The following is an 18376-nucleotide window of genomic DNA, read 5'->3' as shown; positions in this document are numbered from 1 at the left end:
ACGCATTGTCGCTGGTCACAGCGTCGACGGGGCCGGCCATCCGGCCTTTCGGTCAGCTCCCCCGCCCTTATCACCATATATCAGATTCGCGCATCTCATGAGGTGCCCGAAAGTGCTTCATACTTGCCCGTTGCGAAGCGACCAGACGAACGATGGAGCAAGGCGATTGCGCTACGTGATGGGTTTCGAGGAAATCGGCGGGACGAATGTCGCGGACGTCGGCGGAAAGGCGGCGCATCTGGGCGAGCTCTCCCGAATCGACGGCGTCCGCGTGCCGGACGGCTTCTGCGTCACGACGGACGCCTTCCAGCGGGTCGTGGCCGAGGCGCCGTCGATCGACGCTCGGCTTGATGCGCTGTCGCGCGTGGAACCGGACGACCGCACGGCGATCCGCACCCTGAGCGCGGACATCCGTCGCGCCGTAGAAGGCGTCGCGGTTCCCGAAGATCTTGTAGCGGCGATCGGCGAATCGCTCGCCCGGCTCGGGGAGCACGCCTCCTACGCGGTGCGTTCCAGCGCGACGGCCGAGGACCTGCCGACCGCGTCCTTCGCCGGCCAGCAGGACTCGTACCTGAACATCGTGGGCCTGGAGGCGATCGTCCGGCACGTCCGGAGGTGCTGGGCCTCGCTGTTCACCGAGCGGGCGGTGACCTACCGGCGCCGTAACGGCTTCGACCACCGGAAGATACGGATGGCCGTGGTCGTCCAGCGGATGGTGTTCCCGGATGCGGCCGGGGTCCTGTTCACCGCGGATCCCGTGACCTCGAACCGGAAGATCGCCACCGTGGAAGCCGGCTGGGGGCTCGGGGAGGCATTCGTCTCCGGCCTGGTCGCCGCGGACGTCTACACGGTGCGCGACGACCAGGTCGTGACCACAGCGGTCGCCACCAAGCCGCGGTTCGTCCAGGCGTCGCCGGGAGGCGGTACCCAGGAGGTACCGGTCGAGCCGCAGCGGCAGACGCAGCCGGCTCTGACGGATGCTCAAGTCGTGCGCCTCGTGCTGCTGGGCCGGCGGATCGAAGCGCACTTCGGCCGGCCCCAGGACATCGAATGGTGCCTGACCGGCGACGAGTTCCACATCGTCCAGAGCCGGCCGATCACCACCCTGTTCCCCATCCCTGCGACCGATGACCAGGACAACCACGTCTACGTCTCCGTCGGTCACCAGCAGATGATGACCGACGCGATGAAGCCGCTGGGACTGTCCCTGTGGCAGCTGACGACCCCACGGCCGATGCACGAGGCGGGCGGACGGTTGTTCGTCGACGTGGCCCCCGTCCTGGCGACATCCGCGGGCCGCGCACGCCTCCTCGGGACCTTCGGAAACTCCGACCCGCTGGTTCGGGACGCGCTGCAGACCGTCCTCGACCGCGGTTTTGTCCGCGCGCTTCCGGACGAGGGTTCCGGCCCCGCATCCGCCGGCGACGCACCCGCCCCGATCGAGACCGATCCGGCCGTCGTCACCCAGCTGATCGAACGCAGTCAGGCGTCCGTCGCCACCCTGCGGCGCGAGATCCAGGGTCTGTCCGGGCCGGCACTGCTCGATTTCATCCTGGCCGACATCGTTGAGCTGAAGCGCATCCTGTTCGATCCGCGGAGCTCCCAGGTGATCATGGCAGGGATGGAGGCGGCCTGGTGGCTCAACGACCAGCTCGAGACATGGCTGGGCGAGAAGAACGCGGCCGACGCGCTCACGCAGTCCGTCCCTGACAACATCACGTCGGAGATGGGGCTGGCGCTCCTCGACGTCGCGGACGCGGTCCGGCCGCACGCGGACGTCGTGGCGTTCCTGCAGCGCGTCGTGGACGAAGGCCGGGAGGGCGACGGCTTCCTGGACGAGCTGGCCGGGTTGTCCGGCGGACGGGAAGCACGTGACGCCATCCGGGGCTACCTCGACGAGTACGGCATGCGCTGTGCGGGCGAGATCGACATCACCAGGACGCGCTGGAGTGAGCAACCCGCCACGCTCGTGCCCACCATCCTCGGCAACGTCAAGAACTTCGAGCCCGGCGCCGGCAAGCGACGCTTCGAACAAGGACTCCACGAGTCACGACGGAAAGAACAGGAACTGCTGACGCGGTTGCGCGCCCTACCCGACGGGGAGCAGAAGGCCGAGGAGACCAAGCGGATGATCGACCGCGTCCGCACCTTCGCCGGATACCGGGAGTACCCCAAGTACGGCATGGTCAGCCGCTACTTCGCCTACAAGCAGGCGTTGCTGCGGGAAGCCGATCGCCTCGTCCGGTCCGGCGTCCTGCGGGAAAGGGAAGACATCTTCTTCCTCCGGCTCGAGGAGTTGCGAGAAGTCGTGCGCACCGACGATGTGGACGCCGAACTCATCCTGCAGAGGCGGGAGGCGTTCCGGTCGTACGAGGCGCTCACACCGCCCCGGGTCCTCACGTCGGACGGCGAGGCCATCACCGGCCGGTATCGGCGTGACGACGCCCCACCCGGCGCGCTGGCCGGCCTCCCGGTGTCGGCCGGGACCGTCGAGGGCCGTGCCCGTGTCGTCACGGACATGGCGCGGGCCGACCTTGAGGCGGGTGACATCCTCGTCACCGCCTACACCGACCCCAGCTGGACCCCCCTGTTCGTCACCGTCGCAGGACTGGTGACGGAAGTAGGCGGCCTCATGACGCACGGGGCGGTTATCGCACGGGAGTACGGCCTGCCGGCCGTCGTGGGGGTGGAGCAGGCCACCCGGTTGATCCGGGACGGGCAGCGGATCCGCGTCCACGGAACCGACGGGTACGTCGAGATCCTCGCCTGAACCGTCGCGCCGGACCCGAACTCCAGTATTACCGGGGCCGGCGCCGGTGGCGTTTCCCCGCAGTGCGGCTGGTGCCGCCTGCGCGCGTCAAGATGCCCAAGCGGCAGATATATGGCCGGGCCGACCCCGGCCTCCTGCGCAAACGCGTCCTCCTCACCGATTGAGGCGGGTCAACGCGCGGAATCTGTGCCAGAGCCGGTATTGGAGCGCCACCGTCACCGCCCCGCGGAGAACGCGAACGAAAACGTACGCCGCCTGGTCCCAATAGGCACATCCCCGTAGAACGCGTGCTTTTCAGTGGAACGCCGAGAAGCCTCACGCGATTATCCGATTGACAGATCGTCGGAGTGGGGGAGATCGATGGAAGTGCTGCTCGGCAACAGACCCGTCTTCGCCAGCACCGATCTCGACGAGGTCCGTGACGAGGTCGCGAGGGTCTTCTGCCCGCATCGGCTGGACCTGACGGGCGCGGCGTCCCTGCTGTCGGCCCGGTTCAACTCCGTCCGGCTCGGCTCGGTCCGGATCAGCTACCTCGACTACGGGGCCGACGTCCGCATCGAACCCGGCGACCTCGACACCTTCTTCCTGGTGATGATCCCGCTGGCCGGGCGCAGCCTGATCCGCAGCGGGAGCCAGGAAATCGTCTCGACCCCGGCGACGGCGACCCTCGCCTCTCCGACACAGCATCTCGACATGCGATGGGCGGCGGGCACCCCCAAGCTGATCGTCAAGTTCGAGCGCACGGCGGTCGAGCGTTCGCTGGAGCAGATGCTCGGCGAGCCGCTCGACCGGCCGGTCGTCTTCGATCTGGGCGTGGACCTGACTGCGGGATGGACGCGCGCCTGGCGGGCGATGGCCGATCTGATAGTCCGCGAGGCCGAGCACGACGACGGGCTGACCGCGCAGCCGCTGGCCGTCGCCCACCTGGAGAACGCGCTGCTCACCTCCCTGCTCACGATGCAGCCCTCCAACTACCGGGAACGGCTGGCGGCGCCTCGGCCGCCCGTGCTCCCCAAGGTGGTGCGCCGGGCGCTGGAGTTCATCGAGCAGCACGCCCACCTCCCGATCACCACCGAGGACGTCGCGCGGGCCGTGGCGGTCAGCGGCCGGTCGCTCCAGGAGGGCTTCCGCGTCCACGTGGGCCGCACGCCGATGGCACAGCTCAGAGAGGTACGGCTGACCAAGGTGCACGAGGAGCTCGCCGCCGGGGATCCCGCCCGCTACACCGTCACGAGCGTCGCCGCCCGCTGGGGCTTCCTCCACCAGGGCCGGTTCGCCGCGCTCTATCGCCAGAAGTACGGCCGGCACCCGTCGGAGACCCTGAGACGCGGTTGAGGAGGATCCCGCGCCAGATGGACGGAACCCGCGCTGAGCGGATGGATCACCGGGCCGCTTCGGCCGTAATTTCAGCTGAAACCTCAACTTTCAGCGGAAGGAACACCCTCATGCGCAGAGTCCTCGTCGTCGGCGCCGGTCAGGCGGGTCTGCACCTGGCCATCGGCCTGCTGCAGAACGGCTACGACGTCACAGTGATCTCCAACCGCACCCCCGAGTCGATTCGCGACGGCCGGGTGATGTCGGGCCAGTGCATGTTCGGCACCGCCCGGGCACACGAGCGCGCGCTCGGCCTGGACTGGTGGGCGGACGCCTGCCCGCCCATCGAGGGCATCGAGTTATCCGTCCCTAGCCCCGCGGGCGGCAAGGCTCTCGGCTGGGCGGCCCGGCTGAGGACTCCCGCCCTCTCGGTCGACCAGCGGGTGAAGATGCCGGCCTGGCTGGACGAGGTCGAACGACTCGGCGGCAAGCTCGTCATCCACGACGCCACTCCGGAGGATCTGGAGACCTACGCGGCCCAGCACGACCTGGTCCTGGTCGCCGCGGGGAAGGGGGATATCGCCTCGCTGTTCGAGCGGGACGCGACGCGCTCGACGTACAGCACCCCGCAGCGGGCACTGGCGGTCACCTACGTCAACGGTCTCGCCCCCCGGCCCGAGTACTCCACGGTCAGTTTCAACCTGCTGCCCGGCGTCGGCGAGTACTTCGTCTTCCCCGCTCTGACGCACAGCGGCCCGTGCGAGATCATGGTGTTCGAGGGTGTGCCGGGCGGGCCGATGGACTGCTGGGGCGATGTGCGCGGCCCCGCCGAGCACCTGGCGCGCAGCCGCCGGATCTTGGAGAGCTTCTTCCCCTGGGAGGCGGAACGCTGCTCCGGGATCGAACTCACCGACGCCGGCGGGGTGCTGACCGGGCGCTTCAGCCCCACCGTGCGCCGCCCGGTCGCCATCCTGCCATCGGGCGCGCCGGTGCTCGGGGTCGCCGACGTGGTGGTGCTCAACGACCCGATCACCGGGCAGGGCAGCAACAACGCCGCCAAGTGCGCCGCCACCTACCTCCAGGCCATCCTGGAGCGCGGCGAGCAGCCGTTCGACGCGGCCTGGATGCGGCAGACCTTCGATCGCTTCTGGGCGCAGGCCCAGCACGTCACCCGCTGGACCAACGCGCTGCTGGCCCCGGCCGAACCGCACCACCTGGCGATCCTGGGCGCCGCCGGCCAGGTGCCGGAGATCGCCTCCCGCTTCGTCAACGGCTTCGACGACCCCACCGACTACGCCGAGTGGTTCATGGACGCCGACAAGGCACAGGCCTACCTCGACCGGGTCGCGTCATGAGATCGCTGCGCGAGGCGTTGGGGCAGTTCGCCACCGGGGTCGCGGTGGTCACCACCGCGACCGCGAGTGGGGAGCGGGCAGGGGTGACGGTGAACTCCTTCAGCTCGGTCTCGCTTGATCCGCCGCTGGTGCTGTGGTGCCTGTCGGACCGCGCTCCCAGCGCGCCCGTCTTCCTGCGCGCGGGGCGTTTCGCGGTCAACATCCTGGCCGCCGACCAGGACGAGCTGTCGCGGCGGTTCGCGACACCGGCGCCGGACAAGTTCGCCGGCGTGGACGTGCTCGCCACCCCCACCGGGCTGCCCATGCTCGCCGGAACCCTGGCCACCTTCTCCTGCCGTACGGTGACCGTCCACGCCGGCGGCGACCACCACATCTTCGTCGGCGAGGTGGAGCACCACCAGCGGTCAGGAGGAGAGCCGCTGCTCTTCCACTCCGGCCGCTACCGCGAGTTCGCCTCCTCCCCGGGATGGTGAGGTGCGGACGGGCCCTTGCGCCTCCCGCGGGAGCCCGGCACCACGGCCCTTCGGCGGCCGGGGTGCCGCGACGTCAGCCTCGATCGGGCGACGACACGTCCGCGCCGCCCGATACCCGCCCGTACGGCGGCCACATGGGACTCGCCCGGCAACGCTCTTCGTCACGACCGCGTGAGGGGCCGGGTCTCCACTGCGCCGGTGACCGCGAGGTGGCGGCGACGGCTGGGCAGCATCATGGTCGGGTGGGAGATGCCCCAGGCCGCGCCGGCGCAGATCATCTCCTTGATGCGGGCGGCGGTCCGGCCCGTGAAGACGGTGGACGTGACCTGATCGTCGGGGGTCAGGCGCTGGATGATTCCATCGCGGCGTCCGAGGCTGATGCACTGCAAGGAGTAGCCGAGCGTGGTCTCGGGAACCTCGCGACCAGTCAAGCGCGCGGCGATGACGTCGGCTGCCAGCCACGCCATCGGGTTCGCCGAAGCGCAGGACATCCGCAGCGGCTTGCCACCCGCTCCTTCGGCGAGCGCGGCGTCGCCGACGGCGTACACATCGGGGTGCGAGACCGATCGCATGCCGGCGTCGACGACGATCCGGCCTGTGTCGGACAGCTCAAGGGCGGTGGCGGCCGCGATCGGGTGCACGGTGAAGCCCGCGGTCCACACGGTCACCTGGGCCCGGATCTTGCTGCCCGCACCGGTGACCACGCCGTTCGCTTCGACGCGCGTGATGTCGGCGTGGTCGTGGACCGTGATGCCGAGCCGGTCCAAGGCGCCGCGCAAGTGGCGCTGGGCCTTGTCGCTGAGCCAGCCGCCGACGCGGCCGCGGGCGGCGATCGCGATCTCAAGGTCCGGGTGGGCTTCGGCGATCTCGGTGGCCGCCTCGATGCCGGTCAGGCCGCCGCCCACGATCAGCACGGTCCCACCGGGCTTCACCTCGCTCAGGCGCGCCCGCAGCCGGAGAGCGGCCTGCTTGCCGGCCACGTTGTAGGAGTGCTCCGCGACGCCGGGGACGCCGTGATCGGCGATGGTGCTGCCCAGGGCGTACACGAGGGTGTCATAGGCGAGGGTCTCACCGCCGAGATCGACGGTCTTGCCTTCCACATCGACAGCGGTGACCCGCGCGGTCCGGACCTGTACGCCGGTGCCCGCGAAGAGGTCGCGCAGTGGGCGAGCCTGCAGGTCCTGCCCGCTCGCGAGCTGGTGCATGCGTATCCGTTCGACGAACTCCGGGTCGCCGTTGACCAGGGTGATCTCGATGTCGTCGCGGTGCAGCCGCTTCGCGAGACGCCCGGCGGTGATGGCTCCGGCGTACCCGGCTCCCAGGACGACGATGCGGTGCTTCATGGCTCGCTCCTATCTGGTTGCTCTCACCTCCTGAACCGGACAGGCGCGCGATCCCTGACAGCGAACGAGCGTGATCTGGGTCACCAATTCACCGCTAGCGGGCGATGGGGTCCAGCGGCCGCCCACTGGCGCGCGATGCGCTGAAGTTTGTCCGGGTTGACCTGGATATGGATCGACGCCAGACCGTCGGAGGTCGCATCGAGGCAGAACACGCCGATGACCTGCTCTTCGACCTCGGCCAGCACGGCGGGACCGCCGTTGACGACGGCGGCATAGAAGGCGGGACTGCCACCGACGAGGGCTCGCTTGGCATCGCTCGGCTGGAACAGAGCACGCAGGTACTTCGCGATGCCCATCGCTCCGATGACCGGGGTCCTGCGGGCATGAACCTTGCCGCCGCCGTCGGCCATGCTGACCGCGTCGTCGGTGAGCAGCCGGATCAGTGGCTCGGTGTCGCCGCTGAGGGCCGCGGCGAGGAACTCCTCCACGATCTTCCGCGTGGCGACCACGTCGATCTCCGTGCGGGATCGTTCGACAGCCAGATGCTGCCTGGCACGCCGGTAGATCTGCTGGCAGTTCGACTCGGTGATGTCCAGGATCTCCGCGATCTCGCGGTGCGCGTACCCGAACGCCTCGCGCAGCACATAAACGACGCGCTCGTTGGGGGACAGCCGCTCCATCAGGGTGAGCATCGCCATGGAGACCGACTCACGCTGCTCGAAGGTGTCGGCGGGACCGAGCATCCGATCTCCGTCCAGCACCGGCTCAGGGAGCCACTGCCCCACATAGGTCTCCCGCCTGGCCCGCGCCGAGGTGAGCTGGTTGACGCAGAGATTGGTGAGCACCTTCGTCAGCCACGCTTCGGGCGTCTCGATCCGTTCCCGGTCCGCCGCATGCCAGCGCAGGTACGTATCCTGCACCGCGTCCTCCGCGTCACCGGCCGACCCCAGCAGCCGGTAGGCGATCGCCTCCAAGCGGCCCCTGGAGCTCTCGAACAGATCGACCTCGTGCGTGCGGAGCGACATCGTCCCATGATCGGTCATGCGCGCAGGTCGCGTCCACACCGTGTCCGCCGTGACCGGTGGCGGGACCCGCACCGGCACCCCGCCCTGACCTGGGCGTACGGTCCACGGTCGTCTGCCATAGACCATGCCGCACCAGCCATGCCGCCACCGGTTCCGGAGCCTCCACATTTGAGGGACCATCTGGGGGGCCACAGCGGGGCGGAGGGGATAGTCATTGGCGTCGGCGCAAGCGGAAAGCTACGCGCGATCAGCGGCACCGCGTACCCCGATGACCGGTCCTGGCATCTTTCCACCGCCGGCCGGGCCGCCGACCAGCGGACCCCACCCGTGAGGAACGACACCGCCGCGTACCTGAGCGACGGCGGCCGCCCTCGATGTGAAAGCCCCACATGATTTGCCGGCCACGTGAGCACTCCTATGGCGGCCGCTGTACCGCCTCGATGGTCCGCCCTCTGAGGTACCGCCGAGAGGGCCTGACCCACGACCTGAAAACCCGCGCGAGGTGCCATAACTGACCCCTCGTGATACACATGAGGAATTCGGCGCAGCAAGCCTATTCTGTCCACGTCTACAGGCCAATGCCGGATATACGATTGATTGGGATGGTGCATGGCCGCAGCGAGGCGGTGGATCTGGGGCGTGCTGGTCGCTGTCACGGCCGTTGCCATCCTGACCGGTTGCTCCTCAACCGCTATCACGTCGGAGAACTCATGGCCGCAGCCGAGCTGGCAACCCCAGACCGGCCCCGATGCGCGTTTCGCAGCCGATGATCTTTGCCCGAAGGGCCGAGGGCCGAGAGGTCTGGATTGCCGTTCGAAAGCTCCCGGATATAAGGCATGCATGAAGCAGCATCCGGTGAAAAATTCGGCCATGCTGTGTCAGCAAGCGCTTATCGTCCGTATTGAATGCCGCTTCGGAGAACGAGCCGCATTCCACATCGAACACGACTGTGCCTCGTCGTTCGAATCCTACGTGTCATGCCGGACGGGAACTCCGAAGCGGTCTGATGACGTGTGCGCCGCAGGCGAGAGAGAGTTCCTGCGTTGCCCAGAGAGTCTTGATCCGGCCGGCGATTTCAACTGCGTGAAGGCACGAGACGCCTACTACGATTGTCGCGGCGACACGCGCGCCGAGGATATATCTTGCTCGACGTATATTGAAGTCGTCGGCGTGTGTTCCGCACTGCGGGTGAGGTGCTCCGACCTTCTCGACAAGTACCTCACGTGCACAGATAAAGGGTCCCCCAATGAGTGCGCATTCGGGTCGCACATGAGGCTCAACTGCCTGCATGACCTGAAAGCCGGCATCTTTCTGCAGACCTCGACATGCGACTCCATCTGGAGTGAACACCTCAAAAATTGTTCCGGCGCTAAGGGACTGGAGGTCGGCGGTCCTACGCCCTGTACACACGCCGCGAACTGGAACGAAGCGAGCTTTTCGATCTGCGAAAGCCAGGGCGGCTCCCCCGAAACGATCGGCGTCGCTTATGTCAACCCAAAGGACGACAGCAATTACCGATTGCCGATCTGCTGGGCGCCTAAAGGCGAGAATCACCATATGGGCGAGGAGGCCGAACACGCTATAGGCGAGAGGGTTGTCCGCGTCATACACCGCCTCGGCGAAACCCGCTACGAATCCATGTGATCACTTGGTCATTCCCGTCCTCGCGCTTGGCGACAGCAGAGCCGATGTATCTCCGGCACGCCGATGGCACGACGAACGCGTCTCTTGTCGCAGTTCGCGATTTCTTCTGATCACGGCTGGCGGTCACCTCGCCGCCTTCAATGGCACGACGGTCACGGAGTATGTCGCGAGGTGCGGACCTGCCCGCCTCTTCCCTACCCGATCTTTCCGTCTGCCTCGACCCACCGCTAAGCGGCAGCGGGCCGGCAACGGAAGATCAAGCCCATTCTCACTGTGTACCTCAACCGGCCGCCTTTCCTCGATCATCAGATCCAACAGTCACTGACGGGCTTGAACTGGAGGCGTCGGGCTGCTGGGCTCTGCCTGGGTCGAGGCAGGCGGGACGATCAGGCTCTACCTCAGCCACTCCAGCACAGAACCTTGGGCTTCGCGATCATCCCGGAGCCGAGGCCCCCGCCGGAGGCGTAAAAGACCCCGGGCGAGGTGATACAAAGCGGCAACGATTACGGCAGCGATGACACCCACGACCAGCAGCGCGCCACCGAGCATGAACAACGAACGAAGCACTTCATAAACGAGCCAGAGGAAGATGCCTGCGGAGGACAAGACGGCTCCTAGCGCTTCGGGTGACCGGTCTCGCGAGCATAAGCCGGTTGCGCCTGAATGTGTACGTCTGGGCGGCGGGGCAACGGAGATCGCAAAGGCGTACCGGTTCCTGCGGGCCGTGCTCATGACCGCGACGGACGACCAGCTCATCCCGCGCAACCCGTGCCGCGTTCGCAGTGCCGGCGAGGAGAAGTCGGAAGAGCGGCCGGTCCTCACCGTGGCCCAGGTCTTCCAGCTCGCCGACCTGGTGCCGGTACGGCTGCGCGCGTTGATCCTGCTGGCGACCTTCGCTCTGCGGTGGGGCGAGGTCGCGGCGCTGCGGCGGATGGACCTGGACCTGAACGCCGGGACCGTCAGCGTTCGGCAACAGCACGTCGAGTTGGACACGGGCGAACTCCTCGTCGGGCCGCCCAAGTCCCGTGCCGGTCTGCGGACGGTGGCGATCCCGGAGGCGATCATTCCGGCGCTGCGCCAGCACCTCGACCAGTTCACCGAGCCAGAACCGACCGCGCTCGTCTTCACCGGGGCCAACGGCGGCATCCTGCGGCGCAGCAACTTCCGCCGGGCCGTCAAGTGGAGCGAGACGACACGCAAGCTCGGCGTCCCCGGGCTCCACTTTCACGATCTTCGCCACATTGGGAACACGATCGCGGCCAGTGCCGGCGCTTCCCTCCGCGACCTGATGGCACGCATGGGCCATGACAGCGTGCGCGCCGCGATGATCCACCAGCACCGCACGGCGGAGGTGGACTAGGGCATCGCCCACGCGATGAATCGCAAGATCAAAACAGCAAAGATCCAAAGCTAATGGCACGTTGATGGCACGAAGCCCCATGGCATGATCGCTACGGGACTTGTTTTTGCAGGTGGGCGGTACTGGATTCGAACCAGCGACCCCTCGCTTGTAAGTCAACCCAGGAAGGGACGGGACCAGCACCGGAACCCGCCCTGACCTGGGCGCACGGTTCACCGTTGTCCACCGCCGTCCGGGCCCGTCCATCGCGATTGTCACCCAGATACTCGCCCAGTGCTGCCATGCCTGAAAGCAGCCGGACGATTAGATCCACTGCACGCGAACGATGTACACCTCGCGCTGGGGCTCCAATACGAGATAGGTCACCAGCCCACGCTCCCCAAACGGCATGACCCTCATATTGCCGTCGGGCTTGCTTGGCGACTGCGGTCCACCGGCCCAGGGCTCAAGCTCAATCAGGTCCAGTACTCCGGCCAGATACCGCAAGGCATCGTCTGGCAGGGCCGCGATCTGTTCTTGGGCGACAGGATCGGGCTCGACAATCGAGTACACCTACCGCTCGACCCCGCGCTCCGCCAGCAGTTGGCGCCACGTCTTACCGCTCCTAGGAATCGGTTGGCCGGCGTCGGCCAATTCCTGGACGTGGGCAGCCCGCTCGTAGACGTCTCTGCGGCCCTGCGGATCTTTGACGGAGTCGCACGCGATCAGCCACCAGGTGTGGATGAACTCGCTCAACCGACCGAGGTCCAAACTGGCGCGAACCTCAGCCAGGACGACATCAAGACCTGCGTCGAACCCCTCTCGGTCCTGGGGCACGACCAACGCTCTACGGATGGCACGCAGATTCTTCTCAGGAAGAGGACCTTCGGGGGTGAACTCCTGCGGTTGCGCGCTCATGCCGTCAGTGTACGTACAGGTACTCGATGCGGCCCAGGCAAACACAGGACTTGAGGAAGTGATCGCACGCGGACCGACGTGCTACTCCAGGACGTGACTCCCCGCCTACTAGGGCGGCACGAGCGCCCCACCGCCTGGTGAAGATCGAGATGAAGACCAGTGTCGTAGGGGCTGTGTCAGCACCCCATGTCCGAGCGCAGGATCTCTTCATGCCGCTCGGCAAGGTCCGGCTCCGCCTCGAACGACGCAAAGAAGGGGAGGTGACGCTCCGCCGGGGCGGACTCGGTCAGCCGCTCTCGAACCAGCTCCACTCACGCTCCCAGTCTGTTCTCACTAACGGACGCCGACCATGATTACGGTGTCGAGAGGAAGCCGTGGCCGCGAGATCAGACGGGTCAGAACCCAAAGCCAATGGCACGTTGATGGCACGAAGCGGCGGCCTGCTCGAGCATCCGGGGTCATCGACGTACGCGAGATCCCGCATGGCCAGCGGCACCCGCGCATCTTCGCCCGCTACGCCCACCTCGCGCCCGGCGAGGCCTTCATCCTGGTTAACAACCACGACCCCAAGCCGCTGCGCGGGAGTTCGAAGCCACCCACCCCGACGCCTTCACCTGGGACTACATCGAATCCGGCCCGGAGCACTGGCAGGTGCGCATCGGACGGACGGCGAGCGATGTCTGACACGCGCATGGCCTCCCGCACGGACCCGCAGGCCTCGCGAGCACGCGGCGGCATCCTCGGTACGCCGGGCGCGGTCACGGACCGGCCGCGCCCTTCCCGCCGGATATCGTCATGGTCCTCACTCGGAAGAGTCCTCCTGGTCACCGGCAGGGGAGGCGCTGACATCGTCCAGGCGGTAGGTCTCGAACGCCCTGCCCGGCACCGAGTCGTCCATCTCACCACGGGCGACCAGCTGCTCGAGCACTCGCAGCACGATCGATGGCGCGTCGACCTTGAAGTGCCTGCGCAGCGCCCCGCGGGTGTCGGACCGACCGAACCCGTCGGTGCCGAGCGAGGACCAGGTGCCGCGTACGAACGGCGCGATCTGATCGGGAACGGCCCGCATCCAGTCCGACACGGCCACCACCGGGCCCGGCTCCTCGATCAGGGCAGCAGTGACGTACGGAACCCGTCGCGGCTGATCGGGGTGCATGAGGTTCCACTCGTCCGCGGCAAGGGCGTCGCGGCGCAGCTCGGTCCACGACGTCACCGACCACACGTCGGCGTACACGTCCCAGTCACGCCGCAGGATGTGTTGTGCCTCCATAGCCCACTGCACGGCGATGCCGGAGGCGAGGATCTGCGCCCTCGGCCCATCGCCCTGACCGCCGCCGGCGTAGCGGTACATTCCGGCGAGGATGCCCTCGACGTCGACGTCGTCTGGTTCCGCGGGCTGCACGATCGGCTCGTTGTAGACGGTGAGGTAGTAGAAGACGTTGGGATCCTCCCCATCGCGAGGCTCGCCGTACATTCGCCGCAGCCCGTCACGCACGATGTGCCCGAGCTCGAACGCGTAGGCGGCGTCATAGGCGACGCACGCCGGGTTGGTCGACGCGAGCAGCAGCGAGTGGCCGTCCTCGTGCTGCAGACCCTCACCGTTGAGGGTCGTGCGTCCGGCAGTGGCGCCCAGCAGGAATCCGCGGGTCATCTGGTCTGCGGCCGCCCACAGCCCGTCCCCGGTGCGCTGGAACCCGAACATCGAATAGAAGATGTAGATCGGGATCATTGGTTCGCCGTGCGTGGCGTACGAGGTTCCGGCCGCCGTCCACGACGCCGCCGCCCCGGCCTCGGTGATGCCCTCATGCAGCAGGACGCCCTTGGTGTCCTCCCGGTAGCTCAGCATGAGCTCCCGATCCACCGACAGATAATTCTGCCCGTGCGGGGAGTAGATCTTTCGGGAAGGGAACAGCGAGTCCAGCCCGAAGGTCCGGGCCTCGTCCGGGATTATCGGCACGAACCGGTGGCCCATCTCCTCGTCCTTCATCAGGTCCTTGAGCAACCGGACGAACGCCATCGTCGTGGCGACCTGCTGCCGGCCTGATCCGCGTCGGGCGACCGCGTACGCCGCGTCGCCGGGCAGGACCAGCGGCTTGCTGTTCACCGTACGGTCGGGCAGGTACCCGCCCAGGGCGCGGCGCCGTTCGTGTAGGTATTCCAGTTCCTCCGAGCCCTCCCGTGGCCGGTGGTAGGGCGGCAGCTTCGCATCGAGGGCGGAGTCGGGGATGTCGAGGTAGAGCCGGTCGCGGAAGCCCTTGAGGTCCTCCAGGGTGAGTTTCTTCATCTGGTGGGTGGAGTTGCGGCTCTCGAAGTGCGAGCCGAGCGTCCAGCCCTTGATGGTCTTGGCCAGGATCACCGTCGGCTGGCCGGTGTGCTCGACGGCCGCGTGGTAGGCGGCGTAGAGCTTGCGGTAGTCGTGCCCGCCGCGCTTGAGGCCCCAGATCTCCTCGTCGGACAGGCTCTCGACCATCGCACGGGTGCGGGGATCACGGCCGAAGAAGTGCTCGCGCACGAATGCCCCGGACTCGGCCTTGTAGGTCTGGTAGTCCCCGTCCGGTGTGGTGTTCATCAGGTTCACCAGGGCGCCCTCGTCGTCGGCCGCGAGCAACGGGTCCCATTCCCGGCCCCAGATGACCTTGATGACGTTCCAGCCCGCACCGCGGAAGAACGCCTCCAGCTCCTGGATGATCTTCCCGTTACCGCGGACGGGGCCGTCGAGGCGCTGCAGGTTGCAATTGACGACGAAGGTCAGGTTGTCCAGCTCCTCCCTGGCCGCCACGCCGATCGCGCCGAGGGATTCCGGCTCGTCCATCTCGCCGTCACCGAGGAAGGCCCATATGCGCTGACGGCTGGTGTCGGAGATCCCGCGCGCATGCAGGTAGCGGTTGAACCGGGCCTGGTAGATCGCGTTGAGCGGGCCGAGCCCCATCGAGACCGTCGGGAACTCCCAGAAGTCCGGCATGAGCCGCGGATGGGGGTAGGACGGCAGGCCGCCGCCGCGCCCGCGGCGGGAGAGCTCCTGGCGAAACCCATCAAGCTGGGCCTCGGACAACCGGCCTTCGAGGAACGCCCGCGCGTATATACCGGGAGAGGCGTGGCCCTGGAAGTAGATCTGGTCACCTCCGCCCTCGGCGCCATGACCGCGGAAGAAGTGGTTGAACCCGATTTCGTACAGCGACGCCGAGGATGCGTAGGTGGAGATGTGCCCGCCGACCTCGACGCCGGGACGCTGTGCCCGGTGGACCATGATCGCGGCGTTCCAGCGGTTGTAGGCCCGAATCCGCCGTTCGACGCGCTCATCACCGGGGAACTCCGGTTCGGACTCCGGTGGGATCGTATTGATGTAGTCGGTGCTGCTCAGGCTCGGCACGCCCACATGCCGCTCGCGCGCTCGTTCCAGCACCCTGAGCATCAGATAACGCGCCCGGTTCCGCCCGGCGTTGTCCACCACCCCGTCCAGGGACTCGCACCACTCCTGGGTCTCCGAGGGGTCCGGATCGGGAAGCTGGCTGGGCAGCCCATCGCTTATCACGGGCGGGCGCTGCGGTCCTGAGGTCATGGCTTCTCCGTTTCCGCGGTGACGTGCTGATGGGCCGCAAGGAGTGTGGGGTGGTGAAGGTCGAAGGCGGGGCGTTCGGAGCGGATGCGCGGGATGGAGGTGAAGTTGTGTCTCGGAGGCGGGCAGGAGGTCGCCCATTCCAGCGAGTTTCCGTAGCCCCACGGATCATCCAGCCTCACCCGGGGTGCGACGCGTGCCGTACGCCAGATGTTGTAGAGGAACGGCAGCGTTGAGGCGCCGAGCAGGAACGCGCCCAGGCTGGACACCTGGTTGAGGGTCGTGAAGCCGTCGGCCGGGCTGTAGTCGGCGTAGCGGCGCGGGAAACCGCTCGCGCCGAGCCAATGCTGTACGAGGAAGGTGGTGTGGAAGCCGATGAACAGCATCCAGAAGTGGATCTTTCCCCAGGCTTCGTTGAGCATCTTGCCGGTCATCTTCGGCCACCAGAAGTAGAAACCGGCGAACATCGCGAAGACCACGGTGCCGAAGACGACGTAGTGGAAGTGGGCGACCACGAAGTAGGTGTCGGTGACGTGGAAGTCGAGCGGCGGCGAGGCGAGGATGACGCCGCTGAGCCCGCCGAACAGGAAGGTGACCAGGAAGCCGATCGAGAACAGCATCGGGGTTTCGAAGGTCAGATGCCCTCGCCACATCGTGCCGACCCAGTTGAAGAATTTCACCCCGGTGGGGATCGCGATGAGGAAGCTCATGAATGAGAAGAACGGCAGTAGTACTTGGCCTGTCCCGAACATGTGGTGTGCCCACACGGTCATCGACAGCCCGGCGATGGCGATGGTGGCCGCGACGAGGCCGAGGTAGCCGAAGATCGGTTTGCGGCTGAAGACCGGGATCACCTCGGTGATGATGCCGAAGAACGGCAGGGCGATGATGTAGACCTCCGGGTGCCCGAAGAACCAGAACAGGTGCTGCCACAGCATCGGCCCGCCGGTGGCCGGGTCGTAGATGTGGGTGCCGAGCTTGCGGTCGGCCTCCAACGCGAGCAGCGCGGCGGCCAGCACCGGAAAGGCGAGCAACACCAGGATCGATGTGAGCAGCACGTTCCAGGTGAACACCGGCATGCGGAACATGGTCATGCCGGGCGCGCGCATGCAGACGATCGTGGTGATGAAGTTGACGGCACCCAGGATCGTGCCGAGACCGGTAAGCACCAGCCCCATGATCCACAGGTCGCCGCCGACGCCCGGGGAGAAGGTCGCGGTGGACAGCGGTGTGTAGGCGAACCAACCGAAGGCCGCAGCGCCGCCCGGGGCGAGGAAGCCGCTGACGGCGATCAGGCCGCCGAACAGGAACAACCAGTAGCTGACCGCATTCAAGCGGGGAAAGGCCACGTCTGGGGCGCCCACCTGCAGCGGCATGACCACGTTGGTGAACCCGGCGAACAGCGGGGTGGCGAACAGTAACAGCATGATCGCGCCGTGCATGGTGAACAACTGGTTGTACTGCTCGCTGGAGACGAGCTGCAGCCCAGGCTTGGCCAGCTCGGCGCGGATCACGATCGCCAGGATCCCCGCGAAGAGGAAGAAGCCGAACGAGGTGATGAGGTACAAATAGCCGATCACCTTGTGGTCGGTCGATGAGAGCCAGGACACCAGCAGGCGTCCCCTCGGCTCGCGAGATCGGGTACGGCTACGGACAGACGGCGCGTTTTCGCTAACGGCCACACAGATCTCCCAGATCAGTCCTTATGGTCACTTTTTCGGACCTGCGCCGAAACCGCCCCCGCCGGAACCCTCGCGGTCACACCCGCCCACCTGGCGGCGTTCTGGCCGGACGCCGCCTCCCCCGGTGCGATGCCTTGCGATGTGGGTGGACCGGTCACTCAGTAGCGGCGAATCACCTCCACCCGCCACCGGTCCGGCCCGCCTGGCAGGTAAGTGAAGCCGTAGTCGCCGTGCTCGGCTGCGGCCAGCCGCCGGCAGAGCAGGTCCGGGTCGCTGCTGGAGCGCAGTTCCACCTGTTCACCGCGGTCAAGCCGCCGCAGCCGATCTCCTACAGCGTCGATTACCCGGTCGTCGGGCAGCACATCCAGGTCGATCACCGGCCCTTCGGTGAGCGGATACCAGTGATGCGGGCGGGCGCCCAAAGCGGCGGTCGCCGCCGCCGGTTCGCCGAACCCGGCCAGAACCGTTTCCTCGGCGCTGAAGTGGCTTCTCAGCTGGGTGAGGAGATCGCAGGTGGTCGTGGCGATCTCAGCCGGCGAGCAGTGGGCTTCTCCGCTGGCCGCGCCCGCTATCACGTCGATGCAGGCCCGAAGCCGTACATGGTCGCGGGTCAGCCGTGACAGACCGGCCGCGGCGCCGCAGGAGGGAAACAGCAGCCATTCCTCGTCACTGACCTGCCGGAGCACCTCCGCACGCAGGTAGCCGGCCAGCGCTCGCAGTTCCCGATCGGGCCACCGATCCTGGCCTGCGACCTTCAGAAGCTCCTCGGACCGGTCGATGACCTGCGTCAGCAGTTGCGCATGTTCCGCGGTCAGGGTGGACGGGGGATCGCCGAACGCCGCCGCGGCGGCCTGCGATCGCCACTGCCCACTGCCCTGGTGCGCCATCATGACCTCTTTCCCTCTTTTGTCCTCGAGCCTTGTCCTTCAGCCCTGGTCGCGGCACACCCCTGTGTCC

14 protein-coding genes and 1 pseudogene are annotated in these 18376 nt (G+C 67.2%); 7 read left to right on the top strand and 8 right to left on the bottom strand.

The window, feature by feature from the left end:
• The first annotated feature begins 178 nt into the window (after positions 1–178).
• The 4 genes from rph to HHX30_RS04930 all read left to right on the top strand — a co-directional run bounded on the left by rph (position 179) and on the right by HHX30_RS04930 (position 5912).
• The gene (gene rph, locus HHX30_RS04945; RefSeq protein ID WP_169980663.1) at positions 179–2770 is read left to right on the top strand and encodes a rifamycin-inactivating phosphotransferase; all 2592 of its coding nucleotides are present in this window, start codon (positions 179–181) and stop codon (positions 2768–2770) included.
• A gap of 360 nt (positions 2771–3130) precedes the next feature.
• Positions 3131–4105, top strand: coding sequence for an AraC family transcriptional regulator (locus HHX30_RS04940; protein WP_169979906.1), 975 nt, complete (start codon positions 3131–3133; stop codon positions 4103–4105).
• Positions 4106–4215: 110 nt separating this feature from the next.
• Positions 4216–5439 carry a styrene monooxygenase/indole monooxygenase family protein gene (locus HHX30_RS04935; protein ID WP_169979904.1) on the top strand — a complete coding sequence of 408 codons (1224 nt, stop codon included), beginning with the start codon at positions 4216–4218 and terminating at the stop codon, positions 5437–5439.
• On the top strand, positions 5436–5912 hold the full coding sequence (locus tag HHX30_RS04930) for a flavin reductase family protein (protein ID WP_169979902.1): 477 nt from the start codon (positions 5436–5438) through the stop codon (positions 5910–5912). The genes HHX30_RS04935 and HHX30_RS04930 overlap by 4 nt, the downstream gene beginning before the upstream one ends.
• A 161-nt stretch (positions 5913–6073) precedes the next feature.
• Here the strand turns inward: HHX30_RS04930 and HHX30_RS04925 are convergent, their stop codons facing one another.
• Positions 6074–7255, bottom strand: coding sequence for an NAD(P)/FAD-dependent oxidoreductase (locus tag HHX30_RS04925; RefSeq protein ID WP_169979900.1), 1182 nt, complete (start codon positions 7253–7255; stop codon positions 6074–6076).
• Between the two features lie 80 nt (positions 7256–7335).
• Positions 7336–8280 (bottom strand): RNA polymerase sigma-70 factor, encoded by a 945-nt coding sequence (locus HHX30_RS04920; RefSeq protein ID WP_169979898.1) that lies wholly within the window; start codon positions 8278–8280, stop codon positions 7336–7338.
• An 840-nt stretch (positions 8281–9120) separates the two neighbouring features.
• Between HHX30_RS04920 and HHX30_RS04915 the strand changes: the two genes are divergently transcribed.
• Positions 9121–9924 carry a hypothetical protein gene (locus HHX30_RS04915; protein WP_169979896.1) on the top strand — a complete coding sequence of 268 codons (804 nt, stop codon included), beginning with the start codon at positions 9121–9123 and terminating at the stop codon, positions 9922–9924.
• Positions 9925–10654: 730 nt separating this feature from the next.
• A complete protein-coding gene (locus HHX30_RS04910) occupies positions 10655–11284 on the top strand; it encodes a site-specific integrase (protein ID WP_211591615.1) in 630 nt (209 codons plus the stop codon).
• A 303-nt stretch (positions 11285–11587) separates the two neighbouring features.
• Here the strand turns inward: HHX30_RS04910 and HHX30_RS04905 are convergent, their stop codons facing one another.
• The 3 genes from HHX30_RS04905 to HHX30_RS42495 form a co-directional block, all read right to left on the bottom strand.
• Entirely contained in the window at positions 11588–11836 is a 249-nt protein-coding gene (locus HHX30_RS04905) for a hypothetical protein (RefSeq protein WP_169979892.1), read from the bottom strand.
• Positions 11837–12181: a DUF6247 family protein gene (locus tag HHX30_RS04900; RefSeq protein ID WP_169979890.1), complete on the bottom strand. Its 345-nt coding sequence runs from the start codon at positions 12179–12181 to the stop codon at positions 11837–11839. It lies immediately after the preceding gene.
• A 176-nt stretch (positions 12182–12357) separates the two neighbouring features.
• Entirely contained in the window at positions 12358–12492 is a 135-nt protein-coding gene (locus HHX30_RS42495; RefSeq protein ID WP_283246681.1) for a hypothetical protein, read from the bottom strand.
• A gap of 38 nt (positions 12493–12530) precedes the next feature.
• On the opposite strand from HHX30_RS42495, the pseudogene HHX30_RS43645 reads away from it, so the two are divergent.
• Positions 12531–12749 (top strand): annotated as a pseudogene (locus HHX30_RS43645) (DUF2249 domain-containing protein); the annotation flags it as partial.
• Positions 12750–12983: 234 nt separating this feature from the next.
• On the opposite strand, the gene aceE reads toward HHX30_RS43645, so the two are convergent.
• From aceE to HHX30_RS04880, 3 genes are all read right to left on the bottom strand, one after another.
• Positions 12984–15740, bottom strand: coding sequence for a pyruvate dehydrogenase (acetyl-transferring), homodimeric type (gene aceE / locus HHX30_RS04890; protein WP_169979888.1), 2757 nt, complete (start codon positions 15738–15740; stop codon positions 12984–12986).
• Positions 15737–17347, bottom strand: coding sequence for a cytochrome c oxidase subunit I (gene ctaD, locus HHX30_RS04885; RefSeq protein WP_396703299.1), 1611 nt, complete (start codon positions 17345–17347; stop codon positions 15737–15739). The genes aceE and ctaD overlap by 4 nt, the downstream gene beginning before the upstream one ends.
• Positions 17348–17577: 230 nt before the next feature.
• Positions 17578–18309, bottom strand: coding sequence for a hemerythrin domain-containing protein (locus HHX30_RS04880; protein ID WP_169979884.1), 732 nt, complete (start codon positions 18307–18309; stop codon positions 17578–17580).
• Positions 18310–18376 lie beyond the last annotated feature (67 nt).

The sequence above is a fragment of the Microbispora sp. H10836 genome, assembly GCF_012999525.1.
In the GTDB taxonomy this organism is placed as follows: domain Bacteria; phylum Actinomycetota; class Actinomycetes; order Streptosporangiales; family Streptosporangiaceae; genus Microbispora.
This window is presented reverse-complemented; position numbering and strand designations above follow the sequence as displayed.

Excerpts from the sequence above, each read along its gene's own strand:
- HHX30_RS04915 (WP_169979896.1), top strand. The coding sequence starts at position 9,121 with ATGAAGCAGCATCCGGTGAAAAATTCGGCCATGCTGTGTCAGCAAGCG.
- HHX30_RS04910 (WP_211591615.1), top strand. The coding sequence starts at position 10,655 with ATGACCGCGACGGACGACCAGCTCATCCCGCGCAACCCGTGCCGCGTT.
- HHX30_RS04935 (WP_169979904.1), top strand. The coding sequence starts at position 4,216 with ATGCGCAGAGTCCTCGTCGTCGGCGCCGGTCAGGCGGGTCTGCACCTG.
- HHX30_RS04880 (WP_169979884.1), bottom strand. The coding sequence starts at position 18,309 with ATGATGGCGCACCAGGGCAGTGGGCAGTGGCGATCGCAGGCCGCCGCG.
- HHX30_RS04925 (WP_169979900.1), bottom strand. The coding sequence starts at position 7,255 with ATGAAGCACCGCATCGTCGTCCTGGGAGCCGGGTACGCCGGAGCCATC.
- HHX30_RS04900 (WP_169979890.1), bottom strand. The coding sequence starts at position 12,181 with ATGAGCGCGCAACCGCAGGAGTTCACCCCCGAAGGTCCTCTTCCTGAG.
- HHX30_RS04920 (WP_169979898.1), bottom strand. The coding sequence starts at position 8,280 with ATGTCGCTCCGCACGCACGAGGTCGATCTGTTCGAGAGCTCCAGGGGC.
- HHX30_RS04930 (WP_169979902.1), top strand. The coding sequence starts at position 5,436 with ATGAGATCGCTGCGCGAGGCGTTGGGGCAGTTCGCCACCGGGGTCGCG.
- aceE (WP_169979888.1), bottom strand. The coding sequence starts at position 15,740 with ATGACCTCAGGACCGCAGCGCCCGCCCGTGATAAGCGATGGGCTGCCC.
- rph (WP_169980663.1), top strand. The coding sequence starts at position 179 with ATGGGTTTCGAGGAAATCGGCGGGACGAATGTCGCGGACGTCGGCGGA.
- HHX30_RS04940 (WP_169979906.1), top strand. The coding sequence starts at position 3,131 with ATGGAAGTGCTGCTCGGCAACAGACCCGTCTTCGCCAGCACCGATCTC.